Genomic DNA, 16,251 nt, shown 5'->3' on the forward strand with positions numbered 1-16,251 from the left:
TGCCGCCCCACGCCGCGGCGCGAGAACCGGTCTCGAACGTGTCGCTCGCGTCCGTACCGCCGAACGGCATCTGCATGTGCGTGTGGGCGTCGATGCCGCCGGGGATGACGTACTTGCCGGTCGCGTCGATGACACGGTCGGCGGATGCCGCGACATCCGTCCCGAGCAGTTCCGAGCCCGGCTGGAGGACCGCGACGATCATCTCGCCGTCGATCAGCACGTCGGCCGCCGCGCGGCCGGTCGCCGAGACGACGGTGCCGCCGGTGATGAGTGTGGTGGTCATGAGGGGTGTTCCTCTCCCTTTCCCGAGCGCCGCTGTCTGCTGCGGGCGCTAGATTTCACGGCGCGTGGTGGCGCTCATGGCTTCGCGATCATCGAGTAGGAGTCGGGACGACGGTCGCGGTAGAACTGCCAGTCGTCGCGCATCTCCTGCACCATGTCCATGTCGAGGTCGCGGATGAGCACCTCTTCGTCGGTGGCCGACCCGCGCTCGCCGACGAAGTTGCCGCGCGGATCGATCACCTGGCTCGTGCCGTAGAAGTCCACGGCGAGTTCGCCGTACTCGTTGTCCTCGCGCCCGACGCGGTTCGGCTGCAGCACGAAGTAGCCGTTCGCGACGGCCGCGCACGGGCCCTCGATCTCCCACAGGCGGTTGGAGAGGCCGGGCTTGGTCGCGTTCGGGTTGAAGACGATGTGCGCGCCGTTCAGCCCCAGCTCGCGCCAGCCCTCGGGGAAGTGCCGGTCGTAGCAGATGTAGACGCCGATCTTGCCGACTGCCGTGTCGAACACGGGGTAGCCGAGGTTGCCGGGCCGGAAGTAGAACTTCTCCCAGAAGCGGTCCAGGTGCGGCAGGTGGTGCTTGCGGTACTTGCCGAGGATCGTCCCGTCGGCGTCGACGACGACGGCCGTGTTGTAGTACACGCCGGTGATGTCCTCCTCATAGATCGGGAGGATCATGACCATGTTCAGCTCGGCGGCCAGCGCCGCGAATCGCTGCACGATGGGCCCGTCGGCCGGTTCGGCGTAGCGGTAGTACTTCTTGTCCTCCGTGATGCCGAAGTACGGCCCGTAGAACAGCTCCTGGAAGCAGATGACCTGCGCGCCCTGGGCGGCGGCATCCCTCGCGAACTGCTCGTGCCTGTCGAGCATCGAGTCCTTGTCGCCCGTCCAGGTGGTTTGGGTGATTGCTGCGCGCACCGTCGTCATGCCGGTCTCCATCTTTGCTCGACTGAACCTCTTCGTGCTACCGCCGACGGGGACCGTTTCGGGTGCCGGTGGGATCGTGCCCCGTGTGATCGATCTTGGTCCTCCGACGTTTCCCGTTGGTTTCAGCCTGTGTCCGGACCGTAACGCGTCGGGGCGGTCGGCGACAGGGCGGTCACCCGACGGTGACGGTCGCCGATGCCTCGCTGATCTCGTCGTACACCGTGTAGGTGCCGGCGAGGTCGAATCGGAAGGTCGCGGTAAGTCCGCCCATCACGCTGTAGCCGTCGAGGTCACCGACGTAGATTCCGTGCGGGCCGTCGTCGCCGCCCATGAAGGTGACGGTGCCCCCGACCGGCACCGAGATCGCAGCGGGGTCGAAGCCCGACGGAGACACGGTCACCGATGCCGAGTCCACCGCAGGATCGGTGTACACGGCGCCGCCCGCTGGACTCGCGTCTGCGGCTGCGTCTGCGTCTGCATCTGCATCTGCGTCGGTGTCGTCCGACGCGGCGTCGGTTTCGATCGTCGTGTCGTCGGTCTGCGACGATGTGTCATCCGCGACGGGTTCGGATGAGGTGCAGCCCGCGAAGAGGAGAAGAGACGCGGCGACGACGACAGCCGCGGTGGAACGTGCGCGAATGTTCATGGGTTACCTCCGAATGGGATCGTGTAGTCCACAATCTAGGGGCAGAGGCCCCTCGCCGCATGCGATGCCTGTCAGTCGGATGCGGTCCGCGCCGACTCCGGGTCATGCGCCCAGGTCGGCGCCATGGCCCTGATCCGCGCCGCGCGCCACTGCCAGGTCGCCCACAGCATCGGCCACGCGATGATCGCGGCGGGGCCGCCGATCGTGAGCCGATCGCGCCACAGGGTCTTGGTCGGATCGCCGGGGGCCGGTGAGATCGCCATCTGGTGGTCCCAGACGTCCAGGTTCGCCAGTGGGCCCGTGAGCGGAATGCCGCTGTCGCGGAAGATGCGCACCGATCCGTTCGCGTCCTGCGCGGTGCGTTCGCTGAAATGAATCAGCTGGCGCCCCATCGGCATGATGCCGGCCAGCGTGAGCTGCACCGGCACGTCGCCGCCGGGCTCCCACGTCGGCGGCAACCCGTGGGCATCGAGTGGTGACAGGTCCATCAGGGGGCCGTACAACTCGGCGACAGCGCGCGGGGAGTGCACGGCTCGCCACGCCGCATCCGCGTCGCAGTCGATGACGAGCTTGAGCAGGATGCGCATCACCCCAGTCTCGCATTCCGAAGACGTGCGTCGGGTATCATGAGAGCGCTCCCACGCCTCTCCAGATTCCCGTTCGGAGGAACACCAGTGCCGCTGCATCCCGCTGCCGAATCCGGCGACCGCTCACACGGCGCGGCCGCGATCGAGTCGGTCGCCCAGCTGTCGACGGCTCTGGAAGACACTGATCCGGGTCTGGATCCGGCGCTCGCGCGCATGGCACGGCAGGCCGCCGCCGAAGGCGTCGTGCTGCTCCGGAACGACGATGGTGTTCTCCCGCTCGGCAGCCGCCCGGTTGCGGTGTTCGGCCGGACGCAACTGGACTGGTTCGCCGTGGGCTACGGATCGGGCGGCGACGTCAAGGTCCCCTACATCTGGAACCTCGTGGCGGGCCTCCGGGATGCAGGCGTCGCGGTGGATGCCGAGGTGGCCGATCTCTATTCCGCATGGTGCGCCGCGCACCCCCCGGAGCTCACCGGCACGTGGGGTCAGTGGCCCCACCATCTCGCCGAGATGCCGCTCGATCCCGTCGTTGTGACCGCCGCGGCGACACGCGCCGACACCGCTGTCGTCGTCATCGGCCGCGCGGCCGGTGAGGCGCGCGAAAGCGTCCTCGAGGCCGGGAGCTATTACCTCGATGTGGCCGAGCGCGCGCTCCTGGATGCCGTGACGGCATCCTTCTCGCGCACCGTCGTGGTCCTCGACGCCGGGAATGTCATGGACGTGTCGTGGCTCGCCGACTACGGCGATCGGATCACGGGCCTGGTCGCGGCTTGGCAGGGCGGGATGGAGGGCGCGCGGGCCGTCGCGGCCGTCCTCTCCGGTGAGACCCCCGCCACGGGGAAGCTCACCGACGCGATCGCCCTCAGCTACCCCGATTACCCGAGCTCCGCGAATTTCGGCGACCCCGAGGCGAACACCTACGCGGAGGACATCTTCGTGGGCTATCGCTACTTCGAGACGTTCGCGCCGGAGCGCGTGCTCTTCCCGTTCGGCTTCGGGCTCGGGTACACGACCTTCGCGCTGACGACGCGAGCGCGGTTCATCGCCGACGGCGCCGAACTGAGCATCGAGGTGCGCAACACCGGAAACCGTGCGGGAGCGGAAACCGTGCAGGTCTATGTCGCGGCGCCCGACGGGTCTCTCAGCCAGCCCGCGCGGCGCCTCGTCGCCTACCGCAAGACCGCCATCCTGCTGCCCGGCCGATCCGAGCGCGTCGACCTGAGGGTGGCGATGGACGAGCTCGCGTCGTACGACGACGCGGGAGTCACGGGTCATCGCAGCGCGTGGGTGCTCGAACCCGGTGATTATCGGTTCTTCGTGGGCACCGACGTGCGCACCGCGGTCGCGGAGTCGATCGTGACGATCCCGGATCTCCGGGTCGTCCGGCAGGTCACCGAGGCCGCCGCCCCGGTCCTGCCCTTCGACCGCATGACGCTCGCCCGAGACGCAGACGGAACAGCGCGGGTCGCCTTCGCGCCGGCACCCGTGTCCACGGCGGATCTGCGAGATCGCATCCTTCGCCAACTGCCGCCGGCGCTGCCTGAACCAGCCGAACCGGCGGCATCGCTGACGTTCGACGCGGTCGTGGCGGGCGAGGCAACCCTCGATGAGTTCGTCGCGCAGCTCACGCCCGTCGAACTCGCTGACATTGCCCGCGGCGATATCACGATGCACTCGCCCCTCGGCGCGGCCGGCAATGCCGGCGTTCTCGGCGGCGTCTCGGCTGCGCTCCGCGCGAGGGGCGTGCGTCCGGTGACCGCCACCGATGGACCGAGCGGCATCCGCCTCTCGTCGTACGCGTCGCTGCTGCCCTCGGGCACGGCTCTCGCCTCGACGTGGAACCCGCCGCTCGTGCGTGAGTTGGCTGCTCTGCACGCACAGGAGATGATCCGGAAGGGCTCCGACGTGCTCCTGAGCCCGGGCATGAACATCCACCGCGACCCGCTCTGCGGCCGCAACTTCGAGTACTTCTCGGAGGACCCGCTCGTCACCGGCCGTACGGCCGCGGCGATCGTGCAGGGTATCCAGTCGCGCGGGGTGGCTGCCTGCCCCAAGCACTTCGCGGCCAACAATCAGGAGACGAACAGGACGCGCAACGATTCCCGCGTCTCGGAGCGTGCGTTGCGCGAGATCTACCTGCGCGGCTTCGAGATCTGCGTGCGCGAGGCGGCGCCGCTCGCGATCATGACGTCGTACAACCAGATCAACGGCGTCTGGGCCCACTACCACCATGACCTGGTCACGACCATTCTCCGGGGCGAGTGGGGCTACACCGGGTGCGTCATGACCGACTGGTGGATGGAGAACGCCGTCGACCCGCTGTTTCCCGCGCTGGAGAACAGCGCCTACCGCGTGCGGGCGCAGGTCGACGTGCTCATGCCCGGAGGAGCGAAGACGGATGCCGGTCCCCAGTCCTACGTGGACGATTCGATCGCACAATCCCTCGCGCGTCCGGACGGCTTGACGATCGGAGAGCTGCAGCGCGGTGCCCGCAACGTCCTCGGTCTTGTGCTCGCCCTCGTCCCCGTGGTCGACGCCCGCGCCTGATCGGGCGATGCGCGGCTCAGCGCGGGGTCATCGCCGCAAGGCGCGTCGCGGGCGAGATCTCGCGGCGTGTCCACACGAAAAGGAATCTCTCATCGAACGACCGGGAACATCGCGCACACGATGTCGGCCGTGTCGCCGTGCGATGCCGGTAGGCCGTGTGACCGGCCGGGCAGACGCCGACCCATGGCGCAAGTTCGTTCGCGGGTTCACCCGGGTGGGTGGTGCCACCGGTGTAGCCGAGAGACCGCGCGACGCGCTTCCACGCCGCGCCGTGCGCCGCACGCGCGCCGGCGAGCGCATGCGCGACCTCGTGCAGAAGCGTCTGGCGGTTGGTGTCGTCGTCATAGCGCGCGCAGAGATAGCGGGAGACGGTGATTCTCTTCCGGGTGTAGTCGCAGGCGCCGGCGCGGCGCTTCGCGTTGTCGAACGCAAACGACCACGACGCGTCGAGATGTGCCGCGATGAGCAGCTCCGCTTCACGGCGGACGGATGGCAGATCAGACATGATTGAGGTTTTCGGTCATACCGGAAAGAGTAGAATATATGTACGACACTCAGCCGGCGACGGATGCCGCAGTCCGTCGGTACTCGGTCGCCCTGATCGCCTCGAGCGTCGACGCGAGCTCCTCCTCCGGGGCGCCGGCTCCCTGTCGCAGGAACAGCGCCCTCTTGAAATCGGCGCGCGCGTCGGTGAAATCGTCGGCGTCGAAGCTGACCTTCCCGCGGTGCTGATAGGCGAAGGCGGCCAGCGCCGACCAGCCCTGACCCTCGGCTTCCTCGGCGCACGTCGTGAGCTCCTGGTGCGCCGCGGCGTAGGCGCCGCGCTGCTGCTGCACCGACGCGTGCAGGATGCGCGCGCGCAGCAGGTCTTTGCGCGTGCCGCCCATCCGCGCCAGGCGAACCGATTGCTCCGAGACCACGAGCGCATCATCGAGCAGGCCGAGCACCTTCATGAGCCACACGCGCTCGAGCAGGGCGGCGAGACTGCGCTGGTCGCCCAGCTCGCCCAGTCGTTCAGCGCACTGGTGGGCGTCGACGATCTCGCGCAGAGTCTCCGGGTCATATCCCTTGATGTAGCTCACAGGCGGCTCCTTCCTTCCGACGCGTCCATCCAGTGTCACCCGGTCCGCGGCGGAAGCTCAGAGGGCACGCCGCGTGCGCCGACTCAGCGTTCGAACACGGATGACGCAGGTTTCGGCGATGCGGTGGCATCGGCGTCGGTCGCCGGAGCCGACCCCCGCACGAAGTCGTCGAGCTCGGTCCCCTGGGCGACCTTCGCGGGGTGGGGTCCTGCCGCCATCAACCGCGGAAGCCACTCGGTGGGAAGCGGCGCGGCCGACGCGGCGATGACGAGGTTGCCGAATCGGCGCCCCTTGAGCGTCTGCACTTCCGCCAGGACGATCACCTCGGGCAGCACCGCGCGGATCGTCGCCACCTGACGGCGCGCGAACGCCAGGCCCGCGCCGTCGGCTACGTTGACCAGCAGCACACCCTCCGGCGCCAGCAGCGACGCGACGATTCGGTAGTACTCGACGGTCGTGAGGTGTGCGGGGGTCTGTGCACCCGCGAACACGTCCGAGACGACGAGGTCGGCCGTGCCCCGCAGGCCCGCGGGCAATCGGCCGGCCACATCGCGGGCATCGCCGATGCGCACGCGGATCTGCGCCCCGCGTGGCAGCGGAAGGTGCTCCCGAACGAGGTCGATGATGGGCTGCTCCAGCTCGATCACCTGCTGGCGGGAGCCCGGCCGTGTCTGCTCGACGTAGCGAGGCAGGGTCAGAGCGCCTCCGCCGAGATGGATGGCGGTGACAGGCGCGCCCGGCATCCGGAGCCGGTCGATGACCGCGCCCATCCGGGCGACGTACTCGAAGTGCAGATGGGTCGGATCGTCGAGGTCCACGTGCGACTGCGGTGTGCCGTCGACGTCGAGTTCGAAGCCGCCCGCGAATCGGCTGGGGACCACCCGCGCGATCGTCCCATCGGACAGACGCGCGGAGGCGTCGGAGTCTTCGATGTGCGCTCTGGCCATGGTGCACACGGTACCCGCGCCTGCTCGGGCACATCGCACCGTCGGGCGAGCTGCGGCGCGGGTACCGTGGGTGCATGACTGCGATCGACCTGAACGCGGATCTCGGCGAAACCGTCGATGGGGCGCCGACGGCCGACGACGCGGCGATGTTCGCGGTCATCTCGAGCGCGTCGATCGCGTGCGGCGGACATGCCGGTGACGCCGCCTCGATGAGGGATGCCGTCGCGCTCGCCCACCGGCACGGCGTGGCTGTCGGCGCGCATCCGTCCTATCCCGACCGCGCCGGATTCGGCCGCAACCGCCTGCGGATGCCGCGGGAAGAGCTGCGGGAGAGCGTGTCCGCACAGCTGCGCGCACTGTGGGACGCAGGCGCCGACATCCGCTATGTCAAGCCGCACGGCGCGCTGTACCACGCGATCCGGGATGACCGGGCGGAGGCGTGGGCGGTCGCTGCAGCCGTGTCAGATCTGTCGCAGGTGCTCGGCCGCGCAGTTCCGATCCTCGGCATGGATGGCGAGATCGACCGTGCCGCTGCCGCGGCCGGACTTCCCTTCCGTCGCGAGGCGTTCCTCGATCGCGCCTACCTGCCGGACGGATCCCTCGTGCCGCGCGGGAATCCGGCGGCGCTGCTGACCGAACCGGACCGGGTCGCCGCCCGCGCGCTGCGCGTCGTGATGGAGGCGACGCTCGATGCTCAGGACGGTACCGCCCTGCGCACCGCTGCGGTCTCGCTCTGCCTCCACGGCGACTCCTCCGGTGCCGTGGAGATGGCTCGCGCGGTGCGCGCAGCGCTCGACGCGGCCGAGGCGACGGTGCGGGCGCCGTGGTGACCCCGCGCACGCTGCCCTTCGGTGAGCGCGCGGTGCTGGCCGAGGTGGATGCCCTCGCCGACGTGTTGGCCCTGCACGCGCGACTGACCGCATCCCGTCCCGCCGGAGTGATCGATCTGGTGCCCGCCGCGCGCACCGTGCTGGTCGTCGTGGATCCGACGGTGCTGTCGCTCTCGGCGACGCGCGCGTGGATCGCAGACGGTGCGGATGCCGCGGTCGAGGTGCACCCGGGCGCGAGTGTCGTCCTCCCGATCACATACGACGGCGAAGACCTCGCCGCCGTCGCCTCCGAGCTCGGAATGAGCGTCCACGCCCTCATCGCCCGGCACGCGGCGGCGGAGTGGACCGTCGCCTTCACGGGCTTCGCGCCCGGCTTCGGGTACCTTGTCAGCCCGGACTGGCCCGTCCACGTGCCGCGGCGGGCGACACCGCGTGCGCGGGTGCCCGCCGGCTCCGTGGGACTGGCGGGGGAGTTCACCGGCGCGTACCCGCGGGCGACCCCCGGTGGGTGGCAGCTGATCGGGATGACACGCGCCGCACTGTTCGATCCCGCCGCCGGGCTCGCTGTGCTGGCTCCCGGGATGCGCGTGCGCTTCACCCCCGCATCCCCCGCCCCGCTTTCCGTCGCGGCACTCCCCGCGAGCGACCCCTTGCCGGCCGACAGCTCCAGCGCCGACCGGGGTGATGTGCGCGTCGTCGCGACGGGTGCGCTCGCGACCATCCAAGACCAGGGGAGATCCGGGCACCTGGCCGAGGGAATCGCACGATCCGGTGCCGCCGACCGGGCGGCGCTCCGCACGGCGAATCGGCTCGTGGGCAACGACGAAGCGGCCGCGGGGATCGAGATCACGATGGGCGGCTTGCGCGTGCGTGCGCGCCGCCACCTGTGGATCGCCATCACCGGCGCCTGGGGGCCGATCCGGATCGACGGACGCGAAGTCAGCGCCTACGGGGCGCATCCGTGGCCCGCGGACACCGAGCTGCACATCGACGCGTTCACGCGCGGCGCCCGCGGGTATCTCGCCGTCCGCGGTGGCATCGGCGGCCCTCAGGTGGCCGGATCGCGCGCGACCGATCGCCTCGCGGGACTCGGCCCACGCCCGCTCGCCGACGGTGACGAGCTGCGCCTCGATGACGCGGCGATCGCCGACATCCCGTCGCTGGCGCTGCAGCCGTGGGGACCTCCGGAAGACGCCGTGATCACGGTCGAGCTCGCGCCCGGCCCCCGCGCCGACTGGTTCGGCTCCGCGACGGCGTTGTTCGACACGGTCTGGACGGTGTCCACCGCGGCCGATCGGGCGGGCATCCGTCTCGAGGGTCCGCCGCTGGAGCGCATCCGCGCCGGCGAGATTCCGAGTGAGGGGATGCTGCCGGGCGCGGTGCAGGTCCCGCACGACGGCCGGCCGGTGATCCTCGGCCCCGATGCGCCCGTGACCGGGGGCTACCCGGTCATCGCGGTGGCGACCGACCGGGCCCGTGACCTCCTTGCACAGGCGCGCCCCGGCACGCGCGTGCGGTTCCGTCACGCGCACTGACCCCCTGCGAGAAACCACATTCGCCGCGAGAAACCGCGGCAGCGGTGGCTTTTCGCGCGTAAGTGGTTTCTCGCGAGAAGGGGCCAGGACGGCGTTTATACCGCAGCATCCGAAACTCGTCAAGGATTGAGCTGGACATGGCGCGTCGCGCGGCATATAGTCGGTAGTTGCGCTCCCTTCCCCCATGCCCTCATATGGTGGTCGGCTTGTGCCTGCAGCCCCCGCTCCGGCGGCGCGTGCGACAGGTGTCGGGAATCGGGAGCACTCCACCTGACGACAAGGAACCGGCCCCCGCCCGGGCTCATGGAGGTAATCCCTTGGCTGCTGCGCGCAACGCAACCAATTCCACCACCACCCCCAAGAACGGCCGAGGTGCTTCGCGCCTCTCGTTCGCCAAGATCTCTGACACGCTGACGGTCCCCGACCTTCTCGCGCTGCAGACGGAGTCTTTCGACTGGCTCGTCGGGAACGAGGCCTGGAAGGCCCGTGTCGCCGAGGCGGAGGAGGCCGGACGCACCGACGTGCCGTCCACGAGCGGCCTCGAGGAGATCTTCGAGGAGATCTCGCCGATCGAGGATCTCGGCGAGACGATGCAGCTGAGCTTCACGAACCCCTACCTCGAGCCCGAGAAGTACTCGATCGAGGAATGCAAGGAGCGCGGCAAGACCTACGCAGCCCCGCTCTACGTCGAGGCCGAGTTCATGAACCACCTCACGGGTGAGATCAAGACGCAGACGGTCTTCATGGGCGACTTCCCGCTTCAGACCGGCAGGGGCACCTTCATCATCAACGGCACCGAGCGTGTCGTCGTCTCTCAGCTCGTGCGCTCACCGGGTGTCTACTTCGACAAGACCCCCGACAAGACGAGCGACAAGGACATCGTCTCGGCACGCGTGATCCCCAGCCGCGGCGCCTGGCTCGAGTTCGAGATCGACAAGCGCGACCAGGTCGGCGTCCGCATCGACCGCAAGCGCAAGCAGTCCGTCACGGTGTTCCTGAAGGCTCTGGGTCTGTCCAGCGAAGACATCCTGACGGAGTTCGCCGGATACGAGTCCATCGAGGACACCCTCAGCAAAGACACCATCCTCACGAAGGAAGATGCCCTCCGCGACATCTACCGCAAGCTGCGTCCCGGCGAGCAGGTTGCCGCCGAGGCCGCCCGTGCGCTGCTGGACAACTTCTACTTCAACTCCAAGCGCTATGACCTGGCCAAGGTCGGTCGCTACAAGATCAACCAGAAGCTCGGGCTCGACAAGCCGCTCAGCGACTCCGTCCTGACCGTTGAGGACATCGTTTCGACGATCAAGTACCTCGTCGCGATCCACCGCGGCGACGTCTCGATTCCCGGTGTCCGTGCCGGCAAGCCGGCCGAGATCCGCCTGTCGGTCGATGACATCGACAATTTCGGCAACCGTCGCATCCGCGCCGTCGGCGAACTGATCCAGAACCAGGTCCGCACGGGTCTGTCGCGCATGGAGCGCGTCGTCCGCGAGCGCATGACCACGCAGGACATCGAGGCGATCACGCCGCAGACCCTGATCAACGTGCGCCCCGTCGTCGCTGCGATCAAGGAGTTCTTCGGAACGTCCCAGCTGTCGCAGTTCATGGACCAGAACAACCCGCTCGCGGGTTTGACTCACAAGCGTCGCCTGTCGGCGCTGGGGCCGGGCGGGCTCAGCCGTGAGCGCGCCGGTGTCGAGGTGCGTGACGTCCACCCGTCCCACTACGGCCGCATGTGCCCCATCGAGACCCCGGAAGGCCCGAACATCGGCCTGATCGGCTCGCTCGCCTCGTTCGCCCGCATCAACGCGTTCGGGTTCATCGAGACTCCCTACCGTCGCGTCGAAGACGGCAAAGTCACCGACAACATCGACTATCTGACGGCCGCCGAGGAGAACGAGTACATCGTCGCCCAGGCCGGCGCGGAGCTGAAGAAGGACGGCTCCTTCGCCCAGGATCGCGTGCTTGCACGTCGCGGCGACGGTGGCGAGGTCGACCTCTTCCACGCCGAGGAGATCGGCTACATGGACGTCTCGCCACGCCAGATGGTGTCGGTCGGTACGTCTCTGATTCCCTTCCTCGAGCACGACGACGCGAACCGCGCCCTCATGGGCGCCAACATGCAGCGTCAGGCGGTGCCCCTGCTGCGGAGCGACTCGCCTCTCGTCGGTACGGGCATGGAGGGCTTCGCGGCGATCGACGCCGGTGACGTCGTCATCGCCGAAAAGGCCGGTGTGGTCACCGAGGTCTCGGCCGACGTCGTCACCGTGCAGCTCGACGAGGGCGGCACGAAGGACTACTTCCTCCGCAAGTTCGATCGGTCCAACCAGGGCAACTCCTACAACCAGCGTGTCATCGTCTCGGCGGGCGAGCGGGTCGAGGTCGGCGAAGTGATCGCCGATGGTCCCGCGACCGAGAACGGCGAACTGGCGATCGGCAAGAACCTCCTCGTCGCGTTCATGATGTGGGAGGGCCACAACTTCGAGGACGCCATCATCCTCAGCCAGGAACTCGTCAAGAACGACACGCTCTCCTCGATCCACATCGAGGAGTACGAAGTGGATGCCCGCGACACCAAGCTCGGCAAGGAGGAGATCACGCGTGACCTCCCCAACGTCAGCCCTGACCTGCTGAAGGACCTCGACGACCGCGGCATCGTCCGCATCGGCGCCGAGGTGCGGCCGGGCGACATCCTGGTCGGCAAGGTGACGCCCAAGGGCGAGACGGAGCTTTCCGCCGAGGAGCGTCTGCTCCGCGCGATCTTCAACGAGAAGAGTCGCGAGGTCCGCGACACTTCCCTGAAGGTGCCTCACGGCGAGCAGGGCACGATCATCGCCGTCAAGGAGTTCAACGCCGAAGACGGCGACGACGAGCTCGGCTCGGGCGTCAATCGCCGCGTCGTGGTCTACATCGCCCAGAAGCGCAAGATCACCGAGGGCGACAAGCTCGCCGGCCGTCACGGCAACAAGGGCGTCATCGCGAAGATCCTGCCCGTCGAAGACATGCCTTTCCTCGCCGACGGCACGCCCGTGGACGTCGTGCTGAACCCGCTCGGCATCCCGGGGCGAATGAACTTCGGTCAGGTGCTGGAGACCCACCTCGGGTGGATCGCCAAGCAGGGCTGGGACGTCGAGGGCTCGCCGAAGTGGGCTGAGGACCTTCCGGCGAATGCGCGCGCGGCGGCGCCGGGGACGAAGGTCGCCACGCCCGTGTTCGATGGCGCGCGCGAGGACGAGATCGTGGGCCTGCTCAACTCGACCCGACCCAACCGCGACGGGGAGCGTCTGATCGACGGGTCGGGCAAGACCCTGCTGTTCGACGGTCGGTCGGGTGAGCCGTTCCCGGCTCCCGTGTCGGTCGGCTACATGTACATCCTGAAGCTGCACCACCTCGTGGATGACAAGATCCACGCGCGCTCGACAGGCCCGTACTCGATGATCACGCAGCAGCCGCTCGGCGGCAAGGCGCAGTTCGGCGGCCAGCGGTTCGGCGAGATGGAGGTGTGGGCCCTCGAGGCCTACGGCGCGGCGTACGCGCTTCAGGAGCTTCTGACCATCAAGTCCGATGACATCGTCGGGCGCGTGAAGGTCTACGAAGCCATCGTCAAGGGCGAGAACATTCAGGAACCCGGCATCCCCGAGTCCTTCAAGGTCCTCATGAAGGAGATGCAATCGCTGTGCCTGAACGTCGAGGTCCTCTCGGCCGACGGCACCGAGGTCAACCTGCGTGACACCGACGATGAAGCCTTCCGTGCAGCGGAGGAGCTCGGCATCAACATCTCGAGCCGTTTCGAGTCCTCGTCGATCGACGAGATCTGACGCTTCGACACGCTCAGCAACCGACACCAAGAATTCCGACACAGGAGAACCAGTGCTCGAGTCACAAACTTTCGATCAGCTTCGCATCGGCCTGGCCACGGCCGACGACATCCGTCGTTGGTCCTACGGCGAGGTCAAGAAGCCCGAAACCATCAACTACCGCACGCTGAAGCCCGAGAAGGACGGTCTGTTCGGCGAGCAGATCTTCGGCCCGTCTCGCGACTGGGAATGCGCCTGCGGCAAGTACAAGCGTGTCCGCTTCAAGGGGATCGTCTGCGAGCGCTGCGGCGTGGAGGTGACCAAGTCCTCCGTCCGTCGCGAGCGCATGGGCCACATCGAGCTCGCCGCGCCCGTCACCCACATCTGGTATTTCAAGGGCGTGCCCTCGCGTCTGGGCTACCTGCTGGACATGGCGCCGAAGGACCTCGAGAAGGTCATCTACTTCGCCGCCTACATGGTGATCTCGGTGGATGAGGATGCGCGTCACCGCGACCTCCCGACGCACGAGTCCAACCTCCGCCTTGAGATCAAGAACCTGGGCGACCGTCGTGACGCCCGCGTCGCGACCCGCCTCCAGAAGCTGGAGGAGGAGCTCGCAGCTCTCGAGGCCGAAGGCGCCAAGGCCGACCAGAAGAAGAAGGTCAAGGACGTCGCCGAGAAGGACATGACCCTCATCCGCAAGGGGGCTGACGAGCAGATCGCCAAGCTCGAGCGCATGTGGGACGAGTTCCGCGGTCTCTCGGTGGGTCAGCTCAAGCAGGAGGACGACGTCTTCCACGAGCTGCAGGATCGCTTCGGTCAGTACTTCGAGGCCTACATGGGCGCGGAGTCGATCCAGCGCCGCCTCCAGGCGTTCGACCTGGCCGCCGAGGCCGAGAACCTGCGCCTGCAGATCTCGGAGGGCAAGGGCCAGCGCAAGATCCGCGCGATCAAGCGCCTCAAGGTCGTCAACTCCTTCCTGTCCACCGGCATGAGCCCGGCGGCGATGGTGCTCGACGTCGTCCCGGTGATCCCGCCGGAGCTGCGTCCGATGGTCCAGCTCGACGGTGGCCGATTCGCCACCAGCGACCTGAACGACCTGTACCGCCGGGTGATCAACCGCAACAACCGCCTGCGTCGCCTGATCGACCTCGGCGCCCCCGAGATCATCGTCAACAACGAGAAGCGGATGCTGCAGGAGGCCGTCGACGCGCTGTTCGACAACGGCCGCCGCGGCCGCCCGGTCACGGGGCCCGGCAACCGTCCGCTGAAGTCGCTGTCCGACATGCTCAAGGGCAAGCAGGGCCGGTTCCGCCAGAACCTGCTCGGCAAGCGCGTGGACTATTCGGGCCGATCGGTGATCATCGTCGGACCCCAGCTCAAGCTCCACCAGTGCGGTCTGCCCAAGCAGATGGCGCTCGAGCTCTTCAAGCCGTTCGTGATCAAGCGCCTGATCGACCTCGGTCACAGCCAGAACATCAAGGCCGCCAAGCGAGCTGTCGAGCGCACACGTCCCGAGGTGTGGGACGTGCTCGAGGAGATCATCCGCGAGCGGCCCGTCCTGCTCAACCGTGCACCCACGCTCCACCGCCTCGGTATCCAGGCTTTCGAGCCACAGCTCGTCGAGGGCAAGGCCATCCAACTGCACCCGCTCGTCTGCGCAGCGTTCAACGCCGACTTCGACGGCGACCAGATGGCTGTCCACCTGCCCCTGTCGGTCGAAGCGCAGGCCGAGGCCCGCATCCTCATGCTGGCCTCGAACAACATCCTGAAGCCTTCCGACGGCCGCCCGGTGACCCTGCCCTCGCAGGACATGATCATCGGCCTTCATCACCTGACGACGGTCAAGGAAGGCGCATCCGGCGAGGGTCGCGTGTTCGGTTCGGTCGGCGAGGCGATCCTGGCCAAGGACGAGGGCACTCTCGATCTGCAGGCCAAGGTCCGCATCCGCGTTCCTGGTCTCACCTTCCTCGAGGGCGAAGCGCCCGAAGGCTATGAGCGTCACGGACTGCTGGACGCGTCGCTCGGCCAGGCGATCTTCAACGACACGCTCCCCAAGGGCTACCCGTTCGTGCGCGAGCAGGCCGACAAGGGCAAGCTGTCGCAGATCGTCAACAAGCTCGCCGAGGAGTACCCCAAGGTCGAGGTCGCGGCATCCCTGGACCGCATCAAGGATGCCGGCTTCTACTGGGCGACCCGGTCGGGAGTGACGGTTGCGCTCAGCGACATCCTCACGCCGCCGAACAAGGGCGAGATCATCTCGAAGTACGAGAAGCTCGCTGCCAAGGTCCAGAACCAGTTCGACAAGGGCCTCGTGACCGACGCCGAGCGTCGCCAGGAACAGATCAAGATCTGGACCGAAGCGACCGACGAGGTTCAGCAGGCCATGCGCGACAACTTCCCGGCCGACAACACCATCAACCGCATGGTCACCTCGGGTGCCCGCGGCAACTGGCTGCAGATCCGGAACATCGCCGGCATCCGGGGCCTCGTCAACAACACCAAGGGCGAGATCATGCCCCGTCCGATCATCTCCTCGTATCGCGAGGGGCTGTCGGTGGCGGAGTACTTCACCGCGACCCACGGTGCACGCAAGGGTCTGGCCGACACGGCTCTGCGCACCGCCGACTCGGGGTATCTCACGCGCCGGCTCGTGGACGTCTCGCAGGACGTCATCATCCGTGAGGACGACTGCGGCACCGCAAAGGGTCTCGAGTTCACGATCGCCGCGGCGGACTCCACCGGAGCGCTCGTGAAGGACGCGAACGTGGAGAACTCCGTGTTCGCCCGTACGCTCGCCGCCGATGTGGTCGACGCGTCCGGCACCGTGCTCGCCACCGCCGGCGACGATGTGGGCGACGTCCTCATCAACGCACTGGTGGGCGGTGGCATCGAGTCGATCAAAGTCCGCTCGGTTCTCACGTGTGAGTCGGCTGTCGGCGTCTGCGCGAAGTGCTATGGCCGTTCGCTCGCGACGGGCAAGCTCGTCGACATCGGCGAGGCCGTCGGCATCATCGCGGCCCAGTCGATCGGCGAGCCCGGCACGCAGCTGACGATGCGTACGTTCCACACGG

The 16,251-nt window shown here is 68.0% G+C and carries 12 protein-coding genes; 5 read left to right on the forward strand and 7 right to left on the reverse strand.

Translation table 11 applies throughout. The annotated features are described in order from the left end of the window. The 4 genes from QZV81_RS01970 to QZV81_RS01985 all read right to left on the reverse strand — a co-directional run. Positions 1-283, reverse strand: a 283-nt coding sequence (locus QZV81_RS01970) for an amidohydrolase family protein (protein ID WP_292831685.1), incomplete at its 3' end; no start/stop codon positions are given. A gap of 74 nt (positions 284-357) precedes the next feature. Then, positions 358-1,206 (reverse strand): nitrilase-related carbon-nitrogen hydrolase, encoded by an 849-nt coding sequence (locus QZV81_RS01975; RefSeq protein WP_292831688.1) that lies wholly within the window; start codon positions 1,204-1,206, stop codon positions 358-360. Between the two features lie 172 nt (positions 1,207-1,378). Continuing rightward, on the reverse strand, positions 1,379-1,852 hold the full coding sequence (locus tag QZV81_RS01980) for a hypothetical protein (RefSeq protein WP_292831691.1): 474 nt from the start codon (positions 1,850-1,852) through the stop codon (positions 1,379-1,381). 71 nt (positions 1,853-1,923) lie between these two features. Further along, positions 1,924-2,439: a hypothetical protein gene (locus QZV81_RS01985; RefSeq protein WP_292831694.1), complete on the reverse strand. Its 516-nt coding sequence runs from the start codon at positions 2,437-2,439 to the stop codon at positions 1,924-1,926. 87 nt (positions 2,440-2,526) lie between these two features. Between QZV81_RS01985 and QZV81_RS01990 the strand changes: the two genes are divergently transcribed. Then, positions 2,527-4,986, forward strand: a complete 2,460-nt coding sequence (locus QZV81_RS01990; protein ID WP_292831697.1) for a glycoside hydrolase family 3 N-terminal domain-containing protein — start codon at positions 2,527-2,529, stop codon at positions 4,984-4,986. A 16-nt stretch (positions 4,987-5,002) separates the two neighbouring features. On the opposite strand, the gene QZV81_RS01995 is transcribed toward QZV81_RS01990, so the two are convergent. From QZV81_RS01995 to QZV81_RS02005, 3 genes are all read right to left on the reverse strand, one after another. Next, positions 5,003-5,491: a SprT-like domain-containing protein gene (locus tag QZV81_RS01995; protein ID WP_292831700.1), complete on the reverse strand. Its 489-nt coding sequence runs from the start codon at positions 5,489-5,491 to the stop codon at positions 5,003-5,005. A 49-nt stretch (positions 5,492-5,540) separates the two neighbouring features. Further along, a complete protein-coding gene (locus QZV81_RS02000) occupies positions 5,541-6,068 on the reverse strand; it encodes a hypothetical protein (RefSeq protein ID WP_292831703.1) in 528 nt (175 codons plus the stop codon). Between the two features lie 83 nt (positions 6,069-6,151). Beyond that, positions 6,152-7,015, reverse strand: coding sequence for a fused MFS/spermidine synthase (locus tag QZV81_RS02005; protein WP_292831706.1), 864 nt, complete (start codon positions 7,013-7,015; stop codon positions 6,152-6,154). Positions 7,016-7,089: 74 nt separating this feature from the next. On the opposite strand from QZV81_RS02005, the gene QZV81_RS02010 reads away from it, so the two are divergent. The 4 genes from QZV81_RS02010 to QZV81_RS02025 all read left to right on the forward strand — a co-directional run. After that, a complete protein-coding gene (locus QZV81_RS02010) occupies positions 7,090-7,845 on the forward strand; it encodes a 5-oxoprolinase subunit PxpA (RefSeq protein ID WP_292831709.1) in 756 nt (251 codons plus the stop codon). Then, a complete protein-coding gene (locus QZV81_RS02015; RefSeq protein ID WP_292831712.1) occupies positions 7,842-9,380 on the forward strand; it encodes an urea amidolyase family protein in 1,539 nt (512 codons plus the stop codon). The genes QZV81_RS02010 and QZV81_RS02015 overlap by 4 nt, the downstream gene beginning before the upstream one ends. 317 nt (positions 9,381-9,697) lie before the next feature. Next, the gene (rpoB, locus tag QZV81_RS02020; RefSeq protein ID WP_292831715.1) at positions 9,698-13,198 is read left to right on the forward strand and encodes a DNA-directed RNA polymerase subunit beta; all 3,501 of its coding nucleotides are present in this window, start codon (positions 9,698-9,700) and stop codon (positions 13,196-13,198) included. 52 nt (positions 13,199-13,250) lie between these two features. Continuing rightward, positions 13,251-16,251, forward strand: a 3,001-nt coding sequence (locus QZV81_RS02025) for a DNA-directed RNA polymerase subunit beta' (protein ID WP_292831718.1), incomplete at its 3' end; no start/stop codon positions are given.

This window comes from Microbacterium sp. (assembly GCF_011620665.1).
Taxonomy (GTDB): domain Bacteria; phylum Actinomycetota; class Actinomycetes; order Actinomycetales; family Microbacteriaceae; genus Microbacterium.

Bases quoted from the DNA above. Each gene is read 5' to 3' on its own strand.
- QZV81_RS01975 (WP_292831688.1), bottom strand. From the start codon at position 1,206: ATGACGACGGTGCGCGCAGCAATCACCCAAACCACCTGGACGGGCGAC.
- QZV81_RS01980 (WP_292831691.1), bottom strand. From the start codon at position 1,852: ATGAACATTCGCGCACGTTCCACCGCGGCTGTCGTCGTCGCCGCGTCT.
- QZV81_RS01985 (WP_292831694.1), bottom strand. From the start codon at position 2,439: ATGCGCATCCTGCTCAAGCTCGTCATCGACTGCGACGCGGATGCGGCG.
- QZV81_RS01995 (WP_292831700.1), bottom strand. From the start codon at position 5,491: ATGTCTGATCTGCCATCCGTCCGCCGTGAAGCGGAGCTGCTCATCGCG.
- QZV81_RS02005 (WP_292831706.1), bottom strand. From the start codon at position 7,015: ATGGCCAGAGCGCACATCGAAGACTCCGACGCCTCCGCGCGTCTGTCC.
- QZV81_RS02010 (WP_292831709.1), top strand. From the start codon at position 7,090: ATGACTGCGATCGACCTGAACGCGGATCTCGGCGAAACCGTCGATGGG.